21 protein-coding genes, 1 tRNA gene and 1 pseudogene are annotated in these 18,389 nt (G+C 66.5%); 14 read left to right on the top strand and 9 right to left on the bottom strand.

Annotated features, from left to right (window positions below):
* The first annotated feature begins 33 nt into the window (after positions 1–33).
* From G6N59_RS11470 to G6N59_RS11455, 4 genes are all read left to right on the top strand, one after another.
* Positions 34–816 (top strand): response regulator transcription factor, encoded by a 783-nt coding sequence (locus G6N59_RS11470; protein WP_138232384.1) that lies wholly within the window; start codon positions 34–36, stop codon positions 814–816.
* 64 nt (positions 817–880) lie between these two features.
* On the top strand, positions 881–2,419 hold the full coding sequence (locus G6N59_RS11465; protein ID WP_170212452.1) for a sensor histidine kinase: 1,539 nt from the start codon (positions 881–883) through the stop codon (positions 2,417–2,419).
* Positions 2,420–2,557: 138 nt separating this feature from the next.
* Positions 2,558–2,854, top strand: a complete 297-nt coding sequence (locus G6N59_RS11460; RefSeq protein WP_138232383.1) for a hypothetical protein — start codon at positions 2,558–2,560, stop codon at positions 2,852–2,854.
* Between the two features lie 49 nt (positions 2,855–2,903).
* On the top strand, positions 2,904–3,461 hold the full coding sequence (locus G6N59_RS11455) for a hypothetical protein (RefSeq protein ID WP_138232382.1): 558 nt from the start codon (positions 2,904–2,906) through the stop codon (positions 3,459–3,461).
* Between the two features lie 26 nt (positions 3,462–3,487).
* On the opposite strand, the gene G6N59_RS11450 is transcribed toward G6N59_RS11455, so the two are convergent.
* On the bottom strand, positions 3,488–4,513 hold the full coding sequence (locus tag G6N59_RS11450; protein ID WP_138232381.1) for an NAD(P)H-dependent glycerol-3-phosphate dehydrogenase: 1,026 nt from the start codon (positions 4,511–4,513) through the stop codon (positions 3,488–3,490).
* A 282-nt stretch (positions 4,514–4,795) separates the two neighbouring features.
* Between G6N59_RS11450 and G6N59_RS11445 the strand changes: the two genes are divergently transcribed.
* Positions 4,796–5,161 carry a lipoprotein LppJ family protein gene (locus G6N59_RS11445; RefSeq protein WP_138232379.1) on the top strand — a complete coding sequence of 122 codons (366 nt, stop codon included), beginning with the start codon at positions 4,796–4,798 and terminating at the stop codon, positions 5,159–5,161.
* Between the two features lie 3 nt (positions 5,162–5,164).
* Here the strand turns inward: G6N59_RS11445 and G6N59_RS11440 are convergent, their stop codons facing one another.
* Entirely contained in the window at positions 5,165–5,656 is a 492-nt protein-coding gene (locus G6N59_RS11440; protein WP_138232378.1) for a YajQ family cyclic di-GMP-binding protein, read from the bottom strand.
* A 114-nt stretch (positions 5,657–5,770) separates the two neighbouring features.
* Here G6N59_RS11440 and G6N59_RS11435 point away from each other — a divergent pair.
* Positions 5,771–5,853: transfer RNA gene (locus tag G6N59_RS11435), tRNA-Tyr, on the top strand.
* Positions 5,854–6,069: 216 nt separating this feature from the next.
* Here the strand turns inward: G6N59_RS11435 and G6N59_RS11430 are convergent.
* Genes G6N59_RS11430 through G6N59_RS11415 form a run of 4 tightly spaced genes read right to left on the bottom strand, consistent with a single transcriptional unit; the run spans position 6,070 to position 8,458 of the window.
* On the bottom strand, positions 6,070–6,786 hold the full coding sequence (locus G6N59_RS11430) for a hypothetical protein (RefSeq protein ID WP_163911242.1): 717 nt from the start codon (positions 6,784–6,786) through the stop codon (positions 6,070–6,072).
* A gap of 26 nt (positions 6,787–6,812) precedes the next feature.
* The gene (locus G6N59_RS11425; RefSeq protein ID WP_163911239.1) at positions 6,813–7,205 is read right to left on the bottom strand and encodes a hypothetical protein; all 393 of its coding nucleotides are present in this window, start codon (positions 7,203–7,205) and stop codon (positions 6,813–6,815) included.
* Positions 7,202–7,822, bottom strand: a complete 621-nt coding sequence (locus G6N59_RS11420) for a hypothetical protein (protein WP_163911236.1) — start codon at positions 7,820–7,822, stop codon at positions 7,202–7,204. The genes G6N59_RS11425 and G6N59_RS11420 overlap by 4 nt, the downstream gene beginning before the upstream one ends.
* Before the next feature lie 21 nt (positions 7,823–7,843).
* On the bottom strand, positions 7,844–8,458 hold the full coding sequence (locus G6N59_RS11415; protein WP_407665884.1) for an MspA family porin: 615 nt from the start codon (positions 8,456–8,458) through the stop codon (positions 7,844–7,846).
* Between the two features lie 379 nt (positions 8,459–8,837).
* On the opposite strand from G6N59_RS11415, the gene G6N59_RS11410 reads away from it, so the two are divergent.
* From G6N59_RS11410 to G6N59_RS11400, 3 genes are all read left to right on the top strand, one after another.
* Positions 8,838–9,584: a glutaminyl-peptide cyclotransferase gene (locus tag G6N59_RS11410; protein ID WP_234884389.1), complete on the top strand. Its 747-nt coding sequence runs from the start codon at positions 8,838–8,840 to the stop codon at positions 9,582–9,584.
* Positions 9,585–9,632: 48 nt separating this feature from the next.
* Entirely contained in the window at positions 9,633–10,562 is a 930-nt protein-coding gene (locus G6N59_RS11405; protein ID WP_138232274.1) for an alpha/beta fold hydrolase, read from the top strand.
* A gap of 102 nt (positions 10,563–10,664) precedes the next feature.
* Entirely contained in the window at positions 10,665–11,885 is a 1,221-nt protein-coding gene (locus G6N59_RS11400; RefSeq protein WP_138232273.1) for a permease, read from the top strand.
* A gap of 98 nt (positions 11,886–11,983) precedes the next feature.
* Here the strand turns inward: G6N59_RS11400 and cynR are convergent, their stop codons facing one another.
* Positions 11,984–12,892, bottom strand: a complete 909-nt coding sequence (gene cynR, locus G6N59_RS11395; protein ID WP_138232272.1) for a transcriptional regulator CynR — start codon at positions 12,890–12,892, stop codon at positions 11,984–11,986.
* 104 nt (positions 12,893–12,996) lie between these two features.
* Between cynR and G6N59_RS11390 the strand changes: the two genes are divergently transcribed.
* The 5 genes from G6N59_RS11390 (at position 12,997) to usfY (ending at position 17,047) form a co-directional block, all read left to right on the top strand.
* Complete coding sequence (locus G6N59_RS11390) at positions 12,997–13,224, top strand: hypothetical protein (RefSeq protein ID WP_138232271.1); 228 nt, start codon at positions 12,997–12,999, stop codon at positions 13,222–13,224.
* Positions 13,225–13,279: 55 nt separating this feature from the next.
* Positions 13,280–13,750, top strand: a complete 471-nt coding sequence (cynS, locus tag G6N59_RS11385; protein ID WP_138232270.1) for a cyanase — start codon at positions 13,280–13,282, stop codon at positions 13,748–13,750.
* Between the two features lie 147 nt (positions 13,751–13,897).
* On the top strand, positions 13,898–14,923 hold the full coding sequence (locus G6N59_RS11380; protein ID WP_220099690.1) for a hypothetical protein: 1,026 nt from the start codon (positions 13,898–13,900) through the stop codon (positions 14,921–14,923).
* A 357-nt stretch (positions 14,924–15,280) separates the two neighbouring features.
* Positions 15,281–16,585, top strand: a complete 1,305-nt coding sequence (locus tag G6N59_RS11375) for a L,D-transpeptidase (RefSeq protein ID WP_138232268.1) — start codon at positions 15,281–15,283, stop codon at positions 16,583–16,585.
* A 180-nt stretch (positions 16,586–16,765) separates the two neighbouring features.
* Positions 16,766–17,047: a protein UsfY gene (gene usfY, locus G6N59_RS11370; protein WP_234884388.1), complete on the top strand. Its 282-nt coding sequence runs from the start codon at positions 16,766–16,768 to the stop codon at positions 17,045–17,047.
* A gap of 6 nt (positions 17,048–17,053) precedes the next feature.
* Here usfY and G6N59_RS32030 read toward each other — a convergent pair whose 3' ends face one another.
* Both G6N59_RS32030 and G6N59_RS11365 read right to left on the bottom strand, forming a co-directional pair.
* Positions 17,054–17,383 (bottom strand): GNAT family N-acetyltransferase, encoded by a 330-nt coding sequence (locus tag G6N59_RS32030; RefSeq protein ID WP_234884399.1) that lies wholly within the window; start codon positions 17,381–17,383, stop codon positions 17,054–17,056.
* An 18-nt stretch (positions 17,384–17,401) separates the two neighbouring features.
* Positions 17,402–18,367 (bottom strand): annotated as a pseudogene (locus tag G6N59_RS11365) (pirin family protein); the annotation flags it as partial.
* Between the last annotated feature and the right edge of the window lie 22 nt (positions 18,368–18,389).

Here is an 18,389-nt window from a genome sequence, read left to right as displayed (position 1 = left end):
GACAAGTTTCTGTGTTCTCAACACAATGGAAGAATGACAACGATGTCGGTACCGCCACGAGAGCGCCATCCCCGAGCCGCAGTGCTCGGCCAGCTGCCGCGCATGGAACGTGCCGACGGATCCCCTATCCGGGTGTTGCTCGTCGACGACGAGCCGGCGCTGACCAACCTGGTCAAGATGGCGCTGCACTACGAGGGCTGGGTTGTCGAGGTCGCGCACAACGGCCGTGACGCGGTGACCAAGTTCGGTGAGATGGAACCGGATCTCGTGGTGCTGGACATCATGCTGCCCGACACCGACGGACTGCAGCTGCTGCAGCGGGTGCGCGCGGCCGAGGGATACACACCGACGCTATTTCTGACCGCACGGGATTCGGTGATGGACCGGGTTACCGGGTTGACCGCCGGTGCGGATGACTACATGACCAAGCCGTTCAGTCTCGAAGAGCTCGTGGCGCGACTGCGTGGGCTGCTGCGCCGCTCCAGCCACCTGGCGCCGGAATCCGACGAGGTGCTCAAGGTCGGTGACATGGTGCTCAACGGCGCCAGCCGGGAAGTGACGCGCGGCGGTGAGCTCATCGCGTTGACCGTCACCGAGTTCGAACTGCTCCGGTACCTCATGCGCAACCCGCGACGCGCCATCGCACGCGCCGAGATCCTCGACCGGGTGTGGAACTACGGATTCGGCGGCAAGTCGAGCATCGTCGACCTGTACATCTCGTATCTGCGCAAGAAGATCGACACCGATCGCGAACCGATGATCCACACAGTGCGCGGCGTGGGCTACATGCTGCGCCCTGCCGACGCGGAGGACTAACCTGCCCGAGGTGACGCGCGTGACCCGGGTGCCGACTCGAGTACTTGCCCGAAATCCGGCCAAAGTGCCGGTCAAAGTGCCGTGGTGGCGTCCGCGGACCCTGCGCCGTCGTCTCGTCCTCGGTGTAACTTCCCTCGTCACCGTCGTGCTGCTGACGGTCGGGGTGCTGTCGGTCTACAGCCTGCACAGCTACGTGTCGGCGATGAGCGATGGGGAACTGGACCGTTCGCTCGATGCTCTCGGTCATTCCTATGACCGGCTCGAGATCAAGCGCGGCGACCCGGCACATCCGATCGATGCCGGGGAGGACGGCCTGACCGCTTTCGGCGGTCAGGCTCCCGGAAATCTCATCGCCGTCGTGCACAACGGTGTCGTCGTGCAGTCGGCGGTGTTCCCCGACGGGGAGCCGAAACCGGTCCCGGCAGACGTGGTCAAGGCGGTCGGCGGGCAGCAGTGGACCAACCTCGGGGCCCGGTCCGTCAAACTGCCGCGGCTCGGTTGGTACCGAATGGCGGGGCAGGACGTCGGCGACGGTGACGTGCTGGTCTCCGGGGTGTCCATGGAAGAGGCCAACAGTGTGGTGGCGCGCAAGACGGTGGCCGTCGCCGTCATGACGCTGCTGGCCATCGCGCTGACGGCCATCGGCACCATCGCGGTCGTGAACTATGCGCTGCGGCCGCTGAGCCGGGTGGCCTCGACCGCCGCCAAGGTGGCGCGGCGCCAATTCGACAGCGAGGACCACCGCATCACCGAACGCGTCCGGCCGGAGGACACCGACCCGCGCACCGAGGTCGGCATCGTGGGGGACACCCTCAACAAGCTGCTGGACAACGTCGACAGTGCGCTGGCCGAACTCGCCGCGTCGCACCGTCGGACCCGGCAGTTCCTCACCGACGCCAGCCATGAGTTGCGGACCCCGCTGGCCGCCATCCGTGGCTACGCCGAGCTCACCCGTCAGGACAGCGCCTCGCTGCCGGAGACCACCGAATACGCGTTGGCCCGCATCGAGTCCGAGGCACACCGGATGTCCGGTCTGGTGGAGGATCTGCTGCTGATCTCGCGCCTCGAAGAGCGCCAGGACCTGGAGACGGACGACGTCGACCTGGGCGACCTGGTGATCAACGCGGTCAACGACGCCGCGGTGTCGTCGCCGGCGCACCGCTGGCGCACCCGCATCCCTGACGTGCCGGTCTGGGTCCGCGGTGACCCGTCGCGGCTGCATCAGGTGGTCGGCAACCTGCTGGCCAACGCCAGGGTGCACACTCCGCCGGGAGTGACGGTCACGACCAGTTTGATTCCGGGTCCCGGATACGTGGAATTGACCGTCGCCGACGACGGCCCGGGAATTGACGAAGAATTGTTGCCGATCTTGTTCGACAGATTCGTGCGCGCCGACAAGTCGCGTTCTCGTGCGCTCGGCAGCACCGGTCTGGGCCTGGCCATCGTCTCGACGATCGTCAAGGCGCACGACGGCCGGGTCAAAGTCGAATCAAACACTGCAGGAACGGTTTTCCGAGTGAGGCTGCCGTTGATCCGGGACATCGGGGAGTATGTGACCGTGAGCGAGTCGCATAACCCACGCACGTCCGAGTCGACTATTTGAGTTTCGCCTGAATTCTTCCTGAAGCGTGCGGGCACCCGTATGTGTTCGGCCTGAGAATTCGCTTTCCGGTCATTTCCGCGGTTACGGTGAACTCATTGATTCAGTGCTATCGGCGCTGAATGCGGGAGAGGGAAAACAATGAAGAATCCCACGAAAATCCCCGTCGGCACAGGAATCGTCCTGACATTGATGGTTGCGCTGGCCGCCCCGGCCGCGGCGCGTCCGGTGACGCCGCCCGCCCCCGGCGAGTCAGCGACCCAGACCATCCATCGGTTGCAGAACGAAGGTTTCCGGGTGATCGAATCCCGGGTCGGCAGCGGATCCATCGACACATGCACCGTCACGGCCGTCCGGCAGGGTCGCGAGCTTTCGGGTCAGGAAGGCAAGCTGCGGGGCCAGACCACCACGGTCTACGTCGACCTGGGCTGTAAGTGATTCGCGACTGACGCTGCGGGCCGTGGCCACGGGGTTCTACTCTGGGCGGATGTTGAGCAGACTCCTGATCGGTGTGGTTGCGGCCGCTGGGGCGATCTCGTTGGTACCGGGCGTTGCGGCGGCCGCTCCGCCGCCGGAGCCGGTGCCTCCGCCACCGGGGCCCGCCGCGCCGAACCTCAATGGATTCAAGCCTGTCAGTCCGTCGATCTACGCGGGCAAGGACGGCACGTTCTATATGTTCCAGGCCCCCGGCGGTCTGACCTGCGTCATGCGCCGCAACGAAGGGGAATATGGCTGCAGCGGTCCGCTGCCGGGCGCCCCGGACGGTGCCAATGTGGTCGTCGGCCAACAGGTCGGTGCGCCGGCGTTCAACACCTTGACCGGTCCGAAGTACGTCGGGGAGATGCCCGGTCCGGTACAGACGCTGCCGGCCGGTTCCCGGATCACTTACCGCAACATCACGTGTGGCACCGACGGCACCATGACGGCGTGCGTCAACAGCTTCGACCAGTCCGGCTTTGTGGTCAGCCCGTCGGGCAGCTTCATCGTCAACGAGTCGAATCCATTGCTGGACAGGCCGAAAGACCGCAACCCGTACGCCAACTGATCGCCGTCTCGCCCCGCGCGCGGAGGTCAGAACCCCGAGCCGTGTACTTCGTGCCCAGGCTTTTCGAGCATGAGACCGGCGTAGGCGTCCGCCACAGTGCAGCCATGGTTGATCACCCGGTCCACCTCGCGCGCGATCGGCATGCTCAGCCCGTGCTTGTCGGCGAACTCCATGATCACGCTGGCGGCCTTGACGCCCTCGGCGACCTGGTTCATCGACGAGATGATCTCGTCGATGGTCTTGCCCTGGCCCAGCTGCTCACCGACATGCCGGTTGCGGCTACGTTGACTGGTACACGTGACGATCAGGTCGCCCATGCCGGCCAGGCCGGCGAACGTGTCACGGTTGCCGCCCATCGCCACGCCGAGCTTGGACATCTCGGCCACCGCACGCGCCATCACCATCGCTCGCGTGTTCTCGCCGATGCCCAGTGAGTACCCCATGCCGACGGAGATGGCGTACACGTTCTTGAGCGCGCCGGCCATCTCCACGCCGATCACGTCGTCGGTGGTGTAGGTGCGGAACCGCCTGGTGCGGAACAAGCCCGCGAGATTCGCGGCCAGGTGCTGGTCCGGCATCGCGAGCACCGCGGCGGCGGCGTACCCCTCGGCGACCTCGCGGGCGATGTTGGGCCCGGCCAGGATTCCGGCCGGGTGCCCGGGCAGCACCTCGTCGACGATCTCGCTCATGCGCAGATTGGTGCCCTGCTCCAGGCCCTTGACCAACGACACCACCGGGACCCACGGCCGCAGCTCCTTGGCCAGCTCGCCCAGCACGTTGCGGAAGCCGTGCGACGGCACACCCATCACGATGACGTCGGCGCAATTGGCCGCCTCCGAGAAGTCGGTGGTCGCCCGCAGTGATTCCGGAAGCGCCACGCCGTCGCCCAGATAGCGGCTGTTGCAGTGCTTTTCGTTGATGTCGGCGGCGGTCTCCGCGGACCGCACCCACTGCAACGTCGGGCCTCGGCGCGCGCAGATCGAGGCCACGGTTGTACCCCAAGACCCTCCACCGAGGACGACGACGGTCGGTACGCGCTGCGCTGGTGCCATGGCGACCAGGTTATGTCGGAGTGTCCGGCCGGCGGTGCGGATTGGATGTTGTGTCTGGTGGTACCCGCACGCTGTGCGACGATCGGAGGAGCGATCGCCGAGGGGGTGCGGCAGTAGTGACGGTGACGGTGTCGCGGGTGCGCGCGGCAAAGCCCGGGGCGATGCTCGATGCCGCCGATGACGTACGGACCGCCTCGGCTGCGTTGGAAATCGTGATTGGCGTCGAGCGCGGCCAGCCGGCCGGCTTGCAGGCGAACTGGCGCGGGCCGGCAATTGCGGAAAGTGGCTGGGCTGCAAGACGTCACCGGTGGTGGCTATCTCGGATCGTGCAATGACGATGGCGCTCCGCCGAACCGCGGGTATATCGAGATGAGTGCGCAACTACCTCCGGGCGTCAGCGGCCACGACTACGCCGAGCAGGTCAAGACCGCCATGTTGGCCGCGGGCTGGTCGGACAAGCTACCCACACAGCACATGTACGGCGGCACCATCAACCGGGACGGCGTCGCGATCAACATCGAGTACTACCAGGGCGAAAGCCGGCTCGCGTTCAAGCTCTACGGCGAATGCCGCAACATGACCAATCCTCACGGCGACAGCAAGAACATCGGCACCCACCTGGACAAGGAGTTGAACAGCGACGGCTGAGCGCTACCGGTAGTTGACGAACTGCAGCGCCACGTCCAGGTCGGCGCCCTTCAGCAGTGCGATGACGGCCTGCAGGTCGTCGCGCTTCTTGCTGGAGACCCGAATCTCGTCGCCCTGAATCTGCGCCTTGACGCCCTTGGGGCCCTCGTCGCGGATGATCTTGGTGATCTTCTTGGCCTGCTCGCTGCTGATGCCCTGCTGCAGCGTGCCCGAGACGCGGTAGGTCTTGCCGCTGGGCTGCGGGTCGCCGGCGTCGAAGGCCTTCATCGAGATGTCGCGGCGAACCAGCTTCTCCTTGAACACGTCGACCGCGGCCTTGACGCGCTCCTCGGTCGAGCTGACCAACTCGATGACCTCATCGCCCTTCCAGACGATGGTGGTGTCGGTGCCACGGAAGTCGAAGCGGGTGGACAGCTCTTTGGCGGCCTGGTTCAGGGCGTTGTCGACCTCCTGTCGATCGACCTTGCTGACGATGTCGAACGATGAATCCGCCATTGGATTGCCTCTCCGTATATCCGCCCCTGCTCAGGAGCCCGTTTTCGTGTTCGGTACATCTTCGTTGTACTCTGCTACTCGCGCCAAACCGGGGTTCCCGGTGGTGCGAATCCCGGCAGATTGCCCGAGCGGCCAATGGGAGCGGACTGTAAATCCGTCGGCGAAAGCCTACGCAGGTTCGAATCCTGCATCTGCCACACTGATCAGGCCCCCTTTCGAGGGGGCCTGACGTGTTTTTGCGCCGAGCGCGAGAAGATCACGAAAAGGCCGACGGCGCGCCCTCGATCTGCTGGGCGCGTGGGATTGTCGGGGCTACCCGGGCGTGTGGTCGGGGTAGGGCAGCCGCGCGAGTCGGCCGGATGTTGTGGTGTTGCACACGTGGGTGGTCGCGGTGATCGGCTGGTGCCGCGATCTCACGCCGTGGCGCTGGTGGTGGTGGTGTTGTCGGTGCCTGTTGGTTTGGTGGTGGCGGTGACGGTCTGGTTCAGGGTTGCCACTGCGACGCTGGGGTCGCCGTCGGGGTTGGTTTTGCCGTCGGTCAGGTAGGCCTGCACGGCCACTGAGGATCCGGGTTTGAGTGCCCAGTCGGCGGCGGTGGGTACGAGCTTGTTGGTGGTGATGATGACCGAATGTGTTGCGCCGTCGCCGGTGAGGGCGCTTGCTGAGCCGCCCCACGATTTGCTCGGTGCGGTCGGATCGACCAGCGTGACCGAGGCCATACCGACGCTGGAGCCGCTGTAGGTGAGCTTCACCTTGATGGGCCGTGGCGGGCAGGCTGTTTGGCAGTCGGAGCTGTCGCCTTCTTGCCACACCGCGTCCACGCTCAGGGTGGCCCCGGAGCCTTGCGTCGCGACGCAGTAGCCGGTCGAGCTGTCGAAGGCCGATCCGGTCTGGCAGTGCTTGATGCCGACGGGTCCGGCAGGTCCGCACTTCTGGTACGCGGCAGGATCGCCGGGGACCGGAATGTAGGACGCGGTGCCCCCGCTGACGTTGGCTTCCGAGCAGGACTGCGCTGGAGCCTGCGGGAAGCCCGAGCTCGGTCGCGCGGCGGCGGGTGCCGCCATGACCAGGCAGGGCGCCGCCAGCGCTGCCGTGATGGCCCATCCGATTTTGGTTGCCGTGGTGTGCATTCCAGTCCCCTGTTCGCTGTCCGACGTCAACATCCGTCGCCGATCATGTCCATGGCCTTGGTCAACCGTGGTGCCGGCACGGCCATGTTGTTGTACCCGGGGTTCGCCGAATCCCAGCCGATCATGTAGCAGACACCCGGACCCACGACCAGATTGGCCGTCCAATTGTTCAGTGTCGGTTCGCATTTCGCGGTATCGATGTCACTGACCCGGATAGCGCGGTCGGGCTTTCCGGGTTCGTGCAGCCACTCGATCAGGTTTCCGAAATGCGGCAGCGTGCACGGCCCGGCTTGTGCCGACGTCGACGGCCCCGGTGACGACGACACTGGGGCTGGTGCGGCGTTGTGATGGCCGGAACAGCCGACGGCCAGGACGGCAACAACCGCCCCAGCCGCCGCTGACCCGATTCGCGACCTCACGAAGCGGCAGGCACCTGCACCGGCGGCGGGCCCGACGGCGCCGGCTCCGGTGTCGATGTCGGCGTGGCCGCCGCCGGCTGACCGGTGGCCGCCTCCAAGATCGGCGCCGGCTGCCCCGGCACCGCAGGCGCGGTGGTCGGTTGGGCCGATTCGGCGCCCGGTGCCGACTTGGGCGCCGCACCGCCCGGATCCTCGAGCGTGGGAACCTCCATGCCCGCCCCGATATTGGTACCCGGGGCCACCGTGGGCAGCGTCGGGTTGGGGCTCATACCGGCCCCGATCCGGTACCGCGTGCTGCTGGAGGTCAGCAGGTTCGCCTTGTTGGGACTGAGCCCCAAGGCGCTCCCGGGCAAGCCGTCAGCGTTCATGGCGGGGTCGACACTGGCCGCCGCCCGCACGCCACGAGCGTCGTACGCGGCCGGCGGCGGGCTGGTGATCCAGTTGGGCGCGAACGTGTAGCTACCCATGGTCGGGCTCACCGGTGTCGGTGGACCCGGGAACCACGGCAGCACCGGTGGGGCCGGTGGCTGCGCATCGGCCGCCCCCGGCGCCAGCGGTATCGCCAGCAACCCGAGGATCGCGCCTAGCGCCTTGGGCCCTAGTCCTTTGAGCGACATGATGATTCGAGTCTCCCTGCGTCAGATCTTGCTCGGGTCGCCGTAGATGGCGAACTCCGTGTGCGACTTGGCAGTCGAAATCCTCAGGTACGCGTAGGACCGAATGTTCACATCACCACCGCAGGCATCGGCCTTGATGTGGATGTTGTCGATGTCGAGCATGGCGGTGCCACTATCGGACAGCGCCATGTTCGCCAGCGGCAGATCAACGATCACACCGGGCTGGATCACGGTCTGGACGAAACCCGCCGCACCGATCGTGCCGCTGACCCCGGTAAACGGAAGCCCGCCAGAGCCCGAGGCACCACCGGTACCACCAAGCTGCAGACCGGTCGAAACGTCGGACTGGCAACCCAACTGGTAACCGAGAATGAAGATGCTGTCCGTGATCGGACTCGACCCACCGGAGGCGGTCGCCGTCCCCGAGGCCGTGACAAAGCCCTCCCGGGAGTTCACCGCCGCCGCCAGGTTCGGCACCGAGTTGATCGATTCATGATCGATCTTGATCTGCAAATGCCAGCCATCCCGGCTGACCTTGTCGTACACCTGCGGCGCCATCTCGGCCGGGTCGGCGTGCGCCGGGGTGGCCTCTATCGCAGCGATGACGCAGACCGCTGCTGCGGCAATAGCGGCGATGCGCTTCGGCGACAGTAAGGTCACTGGCCTGAGGAGAGACGGGTTTGCCATGCGGTGCCTCAGCTTTCGTTGCGGCCCAACGCGCCTGGTGCTCGTCTGGTCCTTGCCGCAGGGTCATATAGCCAACCGTTTGTTGCGGCGCTGTTATCTCACCGTTGCTTTGGCGCTAATTCCGGTCACTCCCACCATTTCTCCAGCTGACCACCAGGAAAAGCACAGGATGGCGTCCGTGGCGCGGGTGAAACCCATTTGTGCATGATCGGATTCCACCTCATCGGTGACCCGCTGTGCGGTCGTGAATCGGTTCCCGTCCGAACTCGTCCGAGCCCAACGGGGTTCAGGTGATACTTTCACCGCCATGAGGCGGGTAGGTGCTTTGTTGATCGCACTGCTTGTCGTGTTCGTGGAAATCCCGGTGGCGCGCGCTGACTCAGCGACCGTCGCGCTGTTGCGCCCCGCGGTACTGGGCCGTCTCGACCACGATCCGAGTGCCTTCACTGAGGGGTTATTTATCAGTGGCACAACAGTTTACGAGAGTACGGGGTTAGTCGGCCGTTCGCAGTTGCGTGAGCTCGATGCGACCACCGGGCAGCTGCGCCGCGCCGCGCCGTTGCCGCCGACGTATTTCGGTGAGGGAATAGCCGATGACGGTGACCACATCTGGCAGTTGACCTACCAGAACGGCGTGGCCATCGAGTGGGACAAGGCCACGCTGACAATGCTGCGAGAAGTTCCCCTGAACGGTGACGGCTGGGGGCTGTGCAATGACGGTCAACGTCTGATCCGCACCGACGGTTCGGCACGCTTGCACTTTCACAGCCTCGGCGACATGCAGGAAACCGGTGACATGACGGTCACCCACAACGGAGACCCGGTCGCGGGGCTCAACAGTCTCACCTGCTTCGACGGCCAGATCTGGGCCAATGTGTTTCCGACCGACAGGATCGTCCAGATCGATGCGGCCTCCGGCGTCGTCACATCGCTGGTGTACGCCGACGGTCTGCTCGATGCGCCGCACAAGCCCGCCGACATACTCAACGGCATCGCGTACCTCGGCGCGGGGGAGTTCCTGCTCACCGGCAAGAATTGGCCCGCGATGTACCGGGTGCGGTTCGCTCCGCTCTGACGCCGATGTCCGGCATGCCGGTACGAGGCGGTCGTTAGGATTTGACGCATGGTCGAGTCCACTTCGGATCAGGATGTCGTGCTCGACGTCGAGGGGTCCGGTGTGCAACCGCCGGTAGACCCGAAGATTCGCAAGCAGTTCGCGCTGCTCGAGCGATTCGCGCCGCCCATCGGATCCCGGTGGGCCACCGAGCTGTGGTGCACGCCGCCGATCATCGAGCAGAGTCTGCGTATGCCGCCCGGCGTCGGGCCGGGCACCCCGCTGGAAGCTCACTGGGACGGCCATCGCGTCGCCGGTGAATCCTGGGGCAGCGCGGCCGGCGAAGGGCCACCGGTGTACCTGGTGCACGGCTGGGGCGGGCGCCGTCCGCACCTGGGCATGTTCATCAAGCCGCTCGTGGCGGCCGGCTACCGCGTCATCGCCTTCGACCTGCCCAGCCACAACGAGTCCGACCCGGGCGCGCTCAAGCCTGGGCGCACTACCGCCATCGAATGCGCCGACGCGGTCGCGGCCGTCATCCGTGAGCACGGGCCGGCCCACGCCGTCGTCGCGCACTCGCTCGGGGCCAACGCGACCACCATGGCCGCGGCGGTGAACGGCGCGAAGGTCGGTCGCCTGGTGCTGCTGGCGCCGATGGGCGACTACCCGATGTACCTGGACCTGTTCGCCGCCCGGCACAACTTCGGCCCGCGGATCCGGGCCGGCCTGCAACGGCGACTGGTGCGCCGGATCGGCATGTCGCTGGAAGAGACGAACATGGTCAACCTCGCGGCCCGGGCCGATCACCCGCCGCTGCTGCTGATCCACGACCCGGACGACCCTGACAGTCCCTATTCGTCGAGCGAGAAGCTCGCAGCCTCGTGGCCCGGTGCCCAGCTGCTGACCACCAAGGGGCTCGGAAAGCTGGCGCACTACCGCATGCTGCGGCACCGCCCGGCGATCACCGCCGGCATCGACTTCATCGGCAGCCCGGCTTAGGCGTCATCGCGCGTGCGGGGTTACGCGGAAATTCCGCGCGATTTCCGCGTAAACCCCGACGCACGACGAGTCGGAACGCCGCCGGCGGGTTAACGTCACGGGATGGACGCCGCGATCGCTGGGATCAGCCACGCACTGGCCTTGGCCGGTTCGATGACGTGGGAGATTCTCTGGGCACTGATCCTCGGGTTCGCGCTGTCGGCAGTGGTGCAGGCTGTCGTCCGGAAGTCGACGATCGTGCGCCTGCTCGGCGACGACAAGCCGAAAACCCTGGCGATTGCGGCGGGGCTCGGTGCGGCATCGTCGTCGTGCTCGTACGCGGCGGTGGCGTTGGCCCGCTCGCTGTTTCGCAAAGGCGCCAACTTCACGGCCGCGATGGCGTTCGAGATCGGCTCCACCAACCTCGTCGTCGAGCTCGGCATCATCCTGGCCCTGCTGATGGGCTGGCAGTTCACCGCCGCGGAGTTCGTGGGCGGCCCGATCATGATCGTCGTGCTTGCCGTGCTGTTCCGGTTGTTCGTCCGGAGCCGCCTCATCGACGACGCCCGTGTGCAGGCGGACCGAGGCATCGCCGGCTCGATGGAAGGCCATGCCGCGATGGACATGTCGGTGCAGGGCGAGGGCTCGTTCGCCACGCGCCTGTTCTCGGCGCGCGGCTTCACCTCGGTGTCGCACGTGTTCGTCATGGAGTGGGCGGCAATCCTGCGTGATCTGATCCTGGGGCTGCTCATCGCCGGAGCCATCGCCGCGTGGGTGCCGAATACGTTCTGGGAGAACTTCTTCCTCGCCGACGACCCGACGTGGGCCGCGGTCTGGGGACCGATCGTCGGGCCGGTGGTGGCGATCGTGTCGTTCGTCTGCTCCATCGGGAACGCGCCGTTGGCGGCGGTGTTGTGGAATGGCGGCATCAGCTTCGGGGGCGTGGTCGCCTTCATCTTCGCCGACCTGCTGATCCTGCCGATCCTCAACATCTACCGGAAGTACTACGGCACCCGGATGATGCTGACGCTGCTGGCCACCTTCTATGTCTCGATGGTCGCGGCGGGCTATCTGGTCGAATTGCTCTTCGGCGCAGCCGGCATCGTCCCCACCCAGCGCAACGCCATGGTGATGGAGAGCGGCATCTCCTGGAACTACACCACCTGGCTCAACATCGTGTTCCTGCTGCTGGCCGCACTGCTGGTGTTCCGCTTCGTCCGGACCGGCGGCATCCCGATGTTGCGCATGATGGGCGGCTCTCCTGACGCCGGGCACGAGGGCCACGAGCACCACGCCGGTCATGGCGGCCACGAAGGGCACGCCGGCCATGAAGGCCACGGTTAGGCCAACCGCTTCGCGAGGGTCGGCCGGCCCGGTCACCTCGGGCCCGCCGCGGTAGCGCGAATTACGTTGCAGGACAACAACCGCGGTTCGGCGGCGAATCACCCGGGCGTTGCGTAGCCTCGGGCCGCGACGAGTTCGTGGGTGAGCCGCACGAAGGCGGACGCCGCCGCACTCTGATAGCCGCCGTCCCGGCGCAGGAGAGCGACGGTGCGCGTCGGTATCGGCGGGTCCAGTGGCACCGGCGTCAGATGCGGATGGTCGTGCGTGACGGCGTCCGGCAGAACTGTCGCCAGCGGCGTGCGCTGCACGATCTCGGTGAGGGCCTGGACAGAGTTGGCCTCGACGGTGATCCGCGGGTCGACATGGTGCGCCGCAAAATACGTGTCGATGTGGGTGCGAGTGACGAAGTCGCTGCTCAGTAGGGCGAGGTGGACGTCGTCCAGCGCCCGGACGGGAAGCGGGGCCGGCAGGCTGCGGGCGCGTACCCCGCTGGTCACGAGGCCGAGGTGCTCGGTGAACAGTGCGGCGGCGTCGATGCCGGGAACCGGGGTGCCGACGAAGGCGATGCCGACGTCGAGGTCGTCGGCGAGGAGGCCCGCTTCGATGCTGTCCTGGGGCATCTCGGCCACGGTCAGGCTGACCCCGGGATGACGGGCGTACAGCTCGGCGGTGAGCGGGCCGATGAGGTAGGTGATGAACGTCGGCGTGATTCCCAGGCGCAGGTGCCCGCGCGAGAGGTCGTGGACATCCTCGATGGCACGTTCGGCGGCGGCCAGTTCGCGGAGTGCGCTGCGGGCGCGCTCGGCGAAGGCGGCGCCGGCATCGGTGAGCCGCACCGTGCGGCCACTGCGGTCGAGAAGTTGGACGCCGAGCGCATGTTCCAGCTGTTTGATCTGCTGCGAGAGCGTGGGTTGCGACACATATAGCTCTTCGGCGGCGCGGGAGAAGTTGCCGTGCTCGGCCACGGCGAGCAGATACCGCAGGTGACGGAGCTCGAGTCCGGCCATGCCGTCCACTATAGATGGCCGCTATGGCTTGAGTGCAATTTGGCTATTGGACGTTATAGATGCTGTTCATGCATGGTGAATGCAGCAAGAAAGGAAGCCTCATCATGAAGAACAACAACCTCGCCGCCGTGACAGCCGGACTGATCGGCGCAGGACTGGCCGCGGTCGGCATCGGACTGGCCGCTCCGGCGCCGGCAGACAACGGGGGAACCGTGGCGCTGCCCGGGCCGGTTCCGGTGTATGCGCAGGACTCCTTCCTCGGCGGCGCCAACCCCTACGTGCCGTTCGGAACCAGCCCGATGGTGCCGTACGGCACGTGGGCGCAGCATTGATCCGGCACCGACGCCACGTTCGCGAAGCATCACCCGCTGAAAGAGGAGCCCCGTCATGATCCACGCACAGTTCGACCCCACCGCCCGTCAGCTCCTGGCTGCTGCCGCGGTCGAGGCCAAGACGCGTAAGGACGTGTCCTGGCAGCAGCTTGCCGACGCCGCCGGCCTGTCCGTGGCGTTCACGACCGCGGCCATCCTCGGCCAGCACGCGCTGCCGGAAGAAGCGGCGAAGGCCGTCGGTGCGCTGCTGGGACTGGACGACGACGCGGTCCGGTTGCTGCAGGCCATCCCGACCCGCGGCTCCATCCCGGGTGGCGTGCCCACCGACCCGACCATCTATCGCTTCTACGAGATGCTGCAGGTCTACGGCACCACCCTCAAGGCGCTGGTCCACGAGCAGTTCGGTGACGGCATCATCTCCGCCATCAACTTCCGGTTGGATGTGAAGAAGGTTGCTGACCCCGATGGTGGCGAACGTGCGGTCATCACCCTGGACGGTAAGTACCTCCCCACTGTCCCGTTCTGATTTCTGGAGTCGATTGCCATAACATGGTGGTGTCGGTCACAGAAATTTTCGCAATAGCAAATTCTCGTGGCAAACTAGACGAGGGCCGCTGACGGCCTGCTTCGAGAGGATGGACGCAGCGTGGCGACGCACCTGAGGATGGCGGCGGTGACGTGGTTGGTCGCCGCACCGGTATTCGGTGCCGGATTGGCGAACGCTGCACCTCTTGACGTGCCACTTGCGCCCACTACCTCATCCGGTTCTGGTGGCGACAGCTCGGGCGGTTCGCGTCCGGGCTTGTCGTCCATCGGAGACCTGGGTAAGACCCTCGGTGGGCTGACGGCCGCTGCGACCACGGCGGGAACCGGCGCCCTCGCCGGCTTCGGCGTCTCGCCGTCGGGCGGCCAGCAACTGGCGCCCAAGTTCGGTGACGGCCGCAACGGCACCAATATCTCGCCCGCGACTTCATCATCGAGTGCGTCGACCAGCCTGCCGTCGGGCGTCGTCAACGCAACCGAGAGCGCAGCCACCAGCGAACCCGGGAACGTTGCCGCAACCCCTGCGGCGGCACCGTCTGTTCAGTCGGTCTCCGCCCCGTTGCTCCAGGCGAGTACCGCGGCCGGCCAGGCCGCCGTCGTGGTGGCGGACGCACCTTTGGCGCCGGTGACGGCGTTGACGGGACCACTGCCCGCGGCCATCGGTGACCCGATCCGAAGCGTGGCCGCGTTGCCCGGATTTGCTGTGGCGCAGGCGCTGCCGGTGGTGAACGGGTTTACCGCGGCCGCGGCCTCACTGACGTCGGCCCTGACCACTCCATTGTCGGGTGTCACGCAGGGCGCCTCCGTCGAGCGCGGATTCGGTGTGCACGTAGGTCCGTCGGCACCCGATGGGGCGCAGCTGGATTCACGTTTTGCCGGTCACGCCGGCGCCGCCGGCGAGCTCCCCACCGGTGGCCCCGCGCCGGCGGATCGGGTCTTCGCGGCGGACAACGCGTTCGTCGCCGCGGCACCATATCGGGCCGGGTACTCGGACGACCTCCGGGCGGCCGGTCTCGGTGAGGTCGCCGCCGTCGCGGTTCCCGGCTTCACCGGCTTGCTGGTGCTGACGGGCGCAGGCGGGTTGATCGGCTTCCGGCAGGCCCGCGCCGGCCGCGCGATGCACGGCGGATCCCTCACGCGATTCGCCGGTCGATAGCCCCCATTTCTGGGCATCGGATTCAGGACGCGGAGGGTGCTCTGTGGCCTGAATTATTATGTCGCCGAACAGATTTAGGCGCAGGGCGGCCGACGTTTCCCAAAGCTGTTGGGATGCCGTATGTTTGGCTGAATCGCCTGGTCGGCCGGCCGTCGCCGCGCTCCGGCGACATGCCCCGCAACCGTGGCCTATCACATGTCGGCAAGCGTTTGCCAGCCGACACGCCGAGGCGGCGCGGTGGTGAATTCGGGACGACCTTTACACAACGTGCAAAGAACCCCGCCGACCGCTTACTCTGATGCGGTACCTCGAGTACACAAATCAGAAAATTCCTGGCCGACGCCGAACTTTGGAGCAGTGTTGACCTCATCCCGCCGTGTCCGTGGCGCCTGGCTGGCCGCTGCGCTGGCCGTTCTTGCCGTGCTCGGTGGGACCGTGGTGTCGTCGACGTCGCACTGCCAGGAGGGTTGCAAGGTGGTCGCCGCGGCGCGCGATCTGTCCGTCTCGCAGCCCGCCGCGCCGTCGCCCGCCGTACTAAACGTCACCCCGGCCGGTGGGGCGAAAGACGTCAGCCCAGCCGCGCCCGTGAACGTCACCGCCACGAGCGGCACCATCACCGCGGTGACGATGGTCAACGGCGCCGGAAATGAGATTCCCGGGACCCTCGGACCCGATGCCAAGACCTGGACGCCGGCGGAGCAGCTGGGTTACGGCCGCAAGTACACGATGACCATCGAAGCGCGCGGTCCCTCGGGCATGCCGTCGCGGCAGACCTCCAGCTTCACCACGCTGGACCCCACCTACCAGACGGCGGTGTACCTCAACACCGTGTCCGGCGCCTCCCTCAAGGACGGGGAGACCTACGGCGTCGGCACGGTCGTCGTCGCGCATTTCGACGAGAAGATCGAGGACAAAGCTGCCGCCGAGCGCAATCTCGTCGTCACCACCAACCCGCCGGTGCCGGGCTCGTGGCACTGGGTCGACGATGCCAACGCGCACTGGCGGCCGGAAAAGTACTTCGTGCCAGGCACGACGGTTGACGTCGCGGCCAAGATCTACGGAGTCAGGGTCGGCGACGGCATCTACGGCCAGCAGGACGAGCACGTGTCGTTCCGGATCGGCAACGCCCACGTCTCGATCGCCGACGACCACACCCATCAGGTCAGCGTCTTCGACAATGGCCAGCTGGTGCGCACCATGCCGACCTCGATGGGCATGGGTGGTACCGAGACCATCGGCAACACCGTCATCTCGTTCTGGACGCCGCCGGGCGTCTACACCGTGATGGACAAGGCCAACCCGGTGATCATGGACTCCTCGACGTTCGGATTGCCGATCGGTAGCCGCCTCGGTTACAAGGAGACCATCCCGTGGGCCACCCGGATCAGCCATGACGGCATCTACCTGCACCAGCTGAACGCGACCATCTGGGCGCAGGGCAAACAGAACACGTCGCACGGCTGCCTGAACCTCAACAGCGACAACGCCAAGTGGTTCTACGACTTCTCGGTGCCCGGCGACGTCGTCGAGGTGAAGTTCACCGGTGGCCCGCCGCAGATGCTGAGCCAGAACGGCGACTGGAGTGTGCCGTGGGACCAGTGGGTGCGCGGTTCCGCTCTGGCGCCGCCGCCCGCGTCGGCTGTGTCGCTGCCGCCGCGCTAGCAATTCTCGAGCATCCGCCCAAACCGCTTATTTTCACCCCTCAGCCCGCAGGATTGTGTGTCGGCGGGGGAGCCGCGCGGTCGAGTGTGAACTATCTCACTACGGCCGGTATTTGAGCGTAGCCTTAGGGCATCTTCGGCAAGGAGGGAGATGCGAATGAAAGGCGCGCACCATGATCCGGTGGATCATTCGCGAACCACGCAACCACATGCCGGTGAATCCTTCATCGACACGTTGTGGCTACCTGGCCTGGGTTTGATCGCACTCGGCATCGTCACCATCGCCGGCTTCGTCTTCGCAACCGCGTTCGGCCACACGGGGCTTGAGCTACCGCTGGGCCTGATCGCCGGCGCGCTGGTCACCGCGGGGGCACTCGTCATCACATTCGAGCATCTGCGGGTCAAGCGAGTCGAACAGCGTTGGCTGGCCGACCATCCCGAACGGCGCCTGCACGCAGGCTGACCGTCTCTAGTGCGGCAGCAGCCGCAGAACCTCCGGCGTCCGCGGATCGAGGATGTCGTCGAAGTCGTGGTGCTTCTCGACGTACGCCTTGACCATGGGGCAGATCGCCACGATGCGCTTGTCCTGCTGCCGGGTGGTCGCGAGCGCCTGGGCGATCAGCACGCTGGCCAGTCCGCGCCCGCCGAACGCCGGATCGATTTCCGTGTGGTAGAAAACCCGCTGCTCGCCGTGCTCGACGAATGCCGTGAGCCCCACGGGCTTTCCGTCGACCGCGATGCTGAACCGGTCGGCTTCCTGGGTCACGTCGACGGGTGCGCCGTTCTTGTCGGTGAGCATTACTCGGGCCTTTCCTCCGGTAGGTGGCTTGCGCGGGACCAGGCGGGTGGTCGGTAGCGGGGGAGCGGGCAACCGCGCCGGCTCACCCCGATACCCGATGACTTCGCCGAACCGCTGCGACTCGGCCTGCCACTGATTGCGATATTCGACGATCTCCTCGTGCGTGCGCCCGACGAAGTTCCACCACATCAGCAGTTCTTCGGTGAACGGCGTACCGCCGAGGACGACGGCGCGCGCTGCCTCCGAACCGGTGTTGGCCAGCGTCAGGCGCGTGGATCCGACGCCCTGGTAAGCCATTTCGGCCGGCTGCACCGATGTACCGGCGACGGTCAGCTCGCCCTGGTCGAGCAGCACGGCGTGCTCGAACGTAGGGTCGACCTCGAATTCGACGGTGGCGCCGGCCGGTAGATCGACCTGAGCGCCCAGCAGCGGAGAGTGCGTGTGCACCGGTGACCGCTGCTCGGCCAGCGTGCCGAGGAACACCGACACCGTGGCGTCGCCGAATGAGACCGGTTGCGGCGCATAGTGATCGAAATTGCGGGGGCTGTGGCGCGCGGCGTCCGGCAGCGCGACCCACAACTGCACACCATGCAGGATGGTTGTCGCCGGCGTGGAGACCTCCGAGTGGCAGATGCCGGCGCCGGCGGTCATCAGGTTCAGCTCGCCGGGCCGCACCATCTCGTGCACACCATGCGAGTCGCGGTGTTCGATCTCGCCGCTGAACAACCAGCTGACCGTCTGCAGACCGGTGTGCGGGTGTGGCGGGACGTCCATGCCGGCCTGGGTGCGGACGTCTTCCGGACCGTAGTGGTCGGCGAAACACCACGCGCCGACGAGCGAACGGTCACGCTGCGGCAGAGTGCGACGGACCTGCATCGCACGGGGACCACCGAGCGGCACCTCACGCGGCCGGAGAATCTCGATGCGATTGGGAGGCCCGGCGGCACAGTCATATTCGACGGGCTCTGCCTCAAGATTGCTCACGATTCGCCTTTCCGGCTGCGTA

The organism is Mycolicibacterium aubagnense (assembly GCF_010730955.1).
Lineage (GTDB): Bacteria > Actinomycetota > Actinomycetes > Mycobacteriales > Mycobacteriaceae > Mycobacterium > Mycobacterium aubagnense.
The sequence above is the reverse complement of the archived record's forward strand: the minus strand, read 5'-3'. Positions and strand labels throughout refer to the sequence as shown.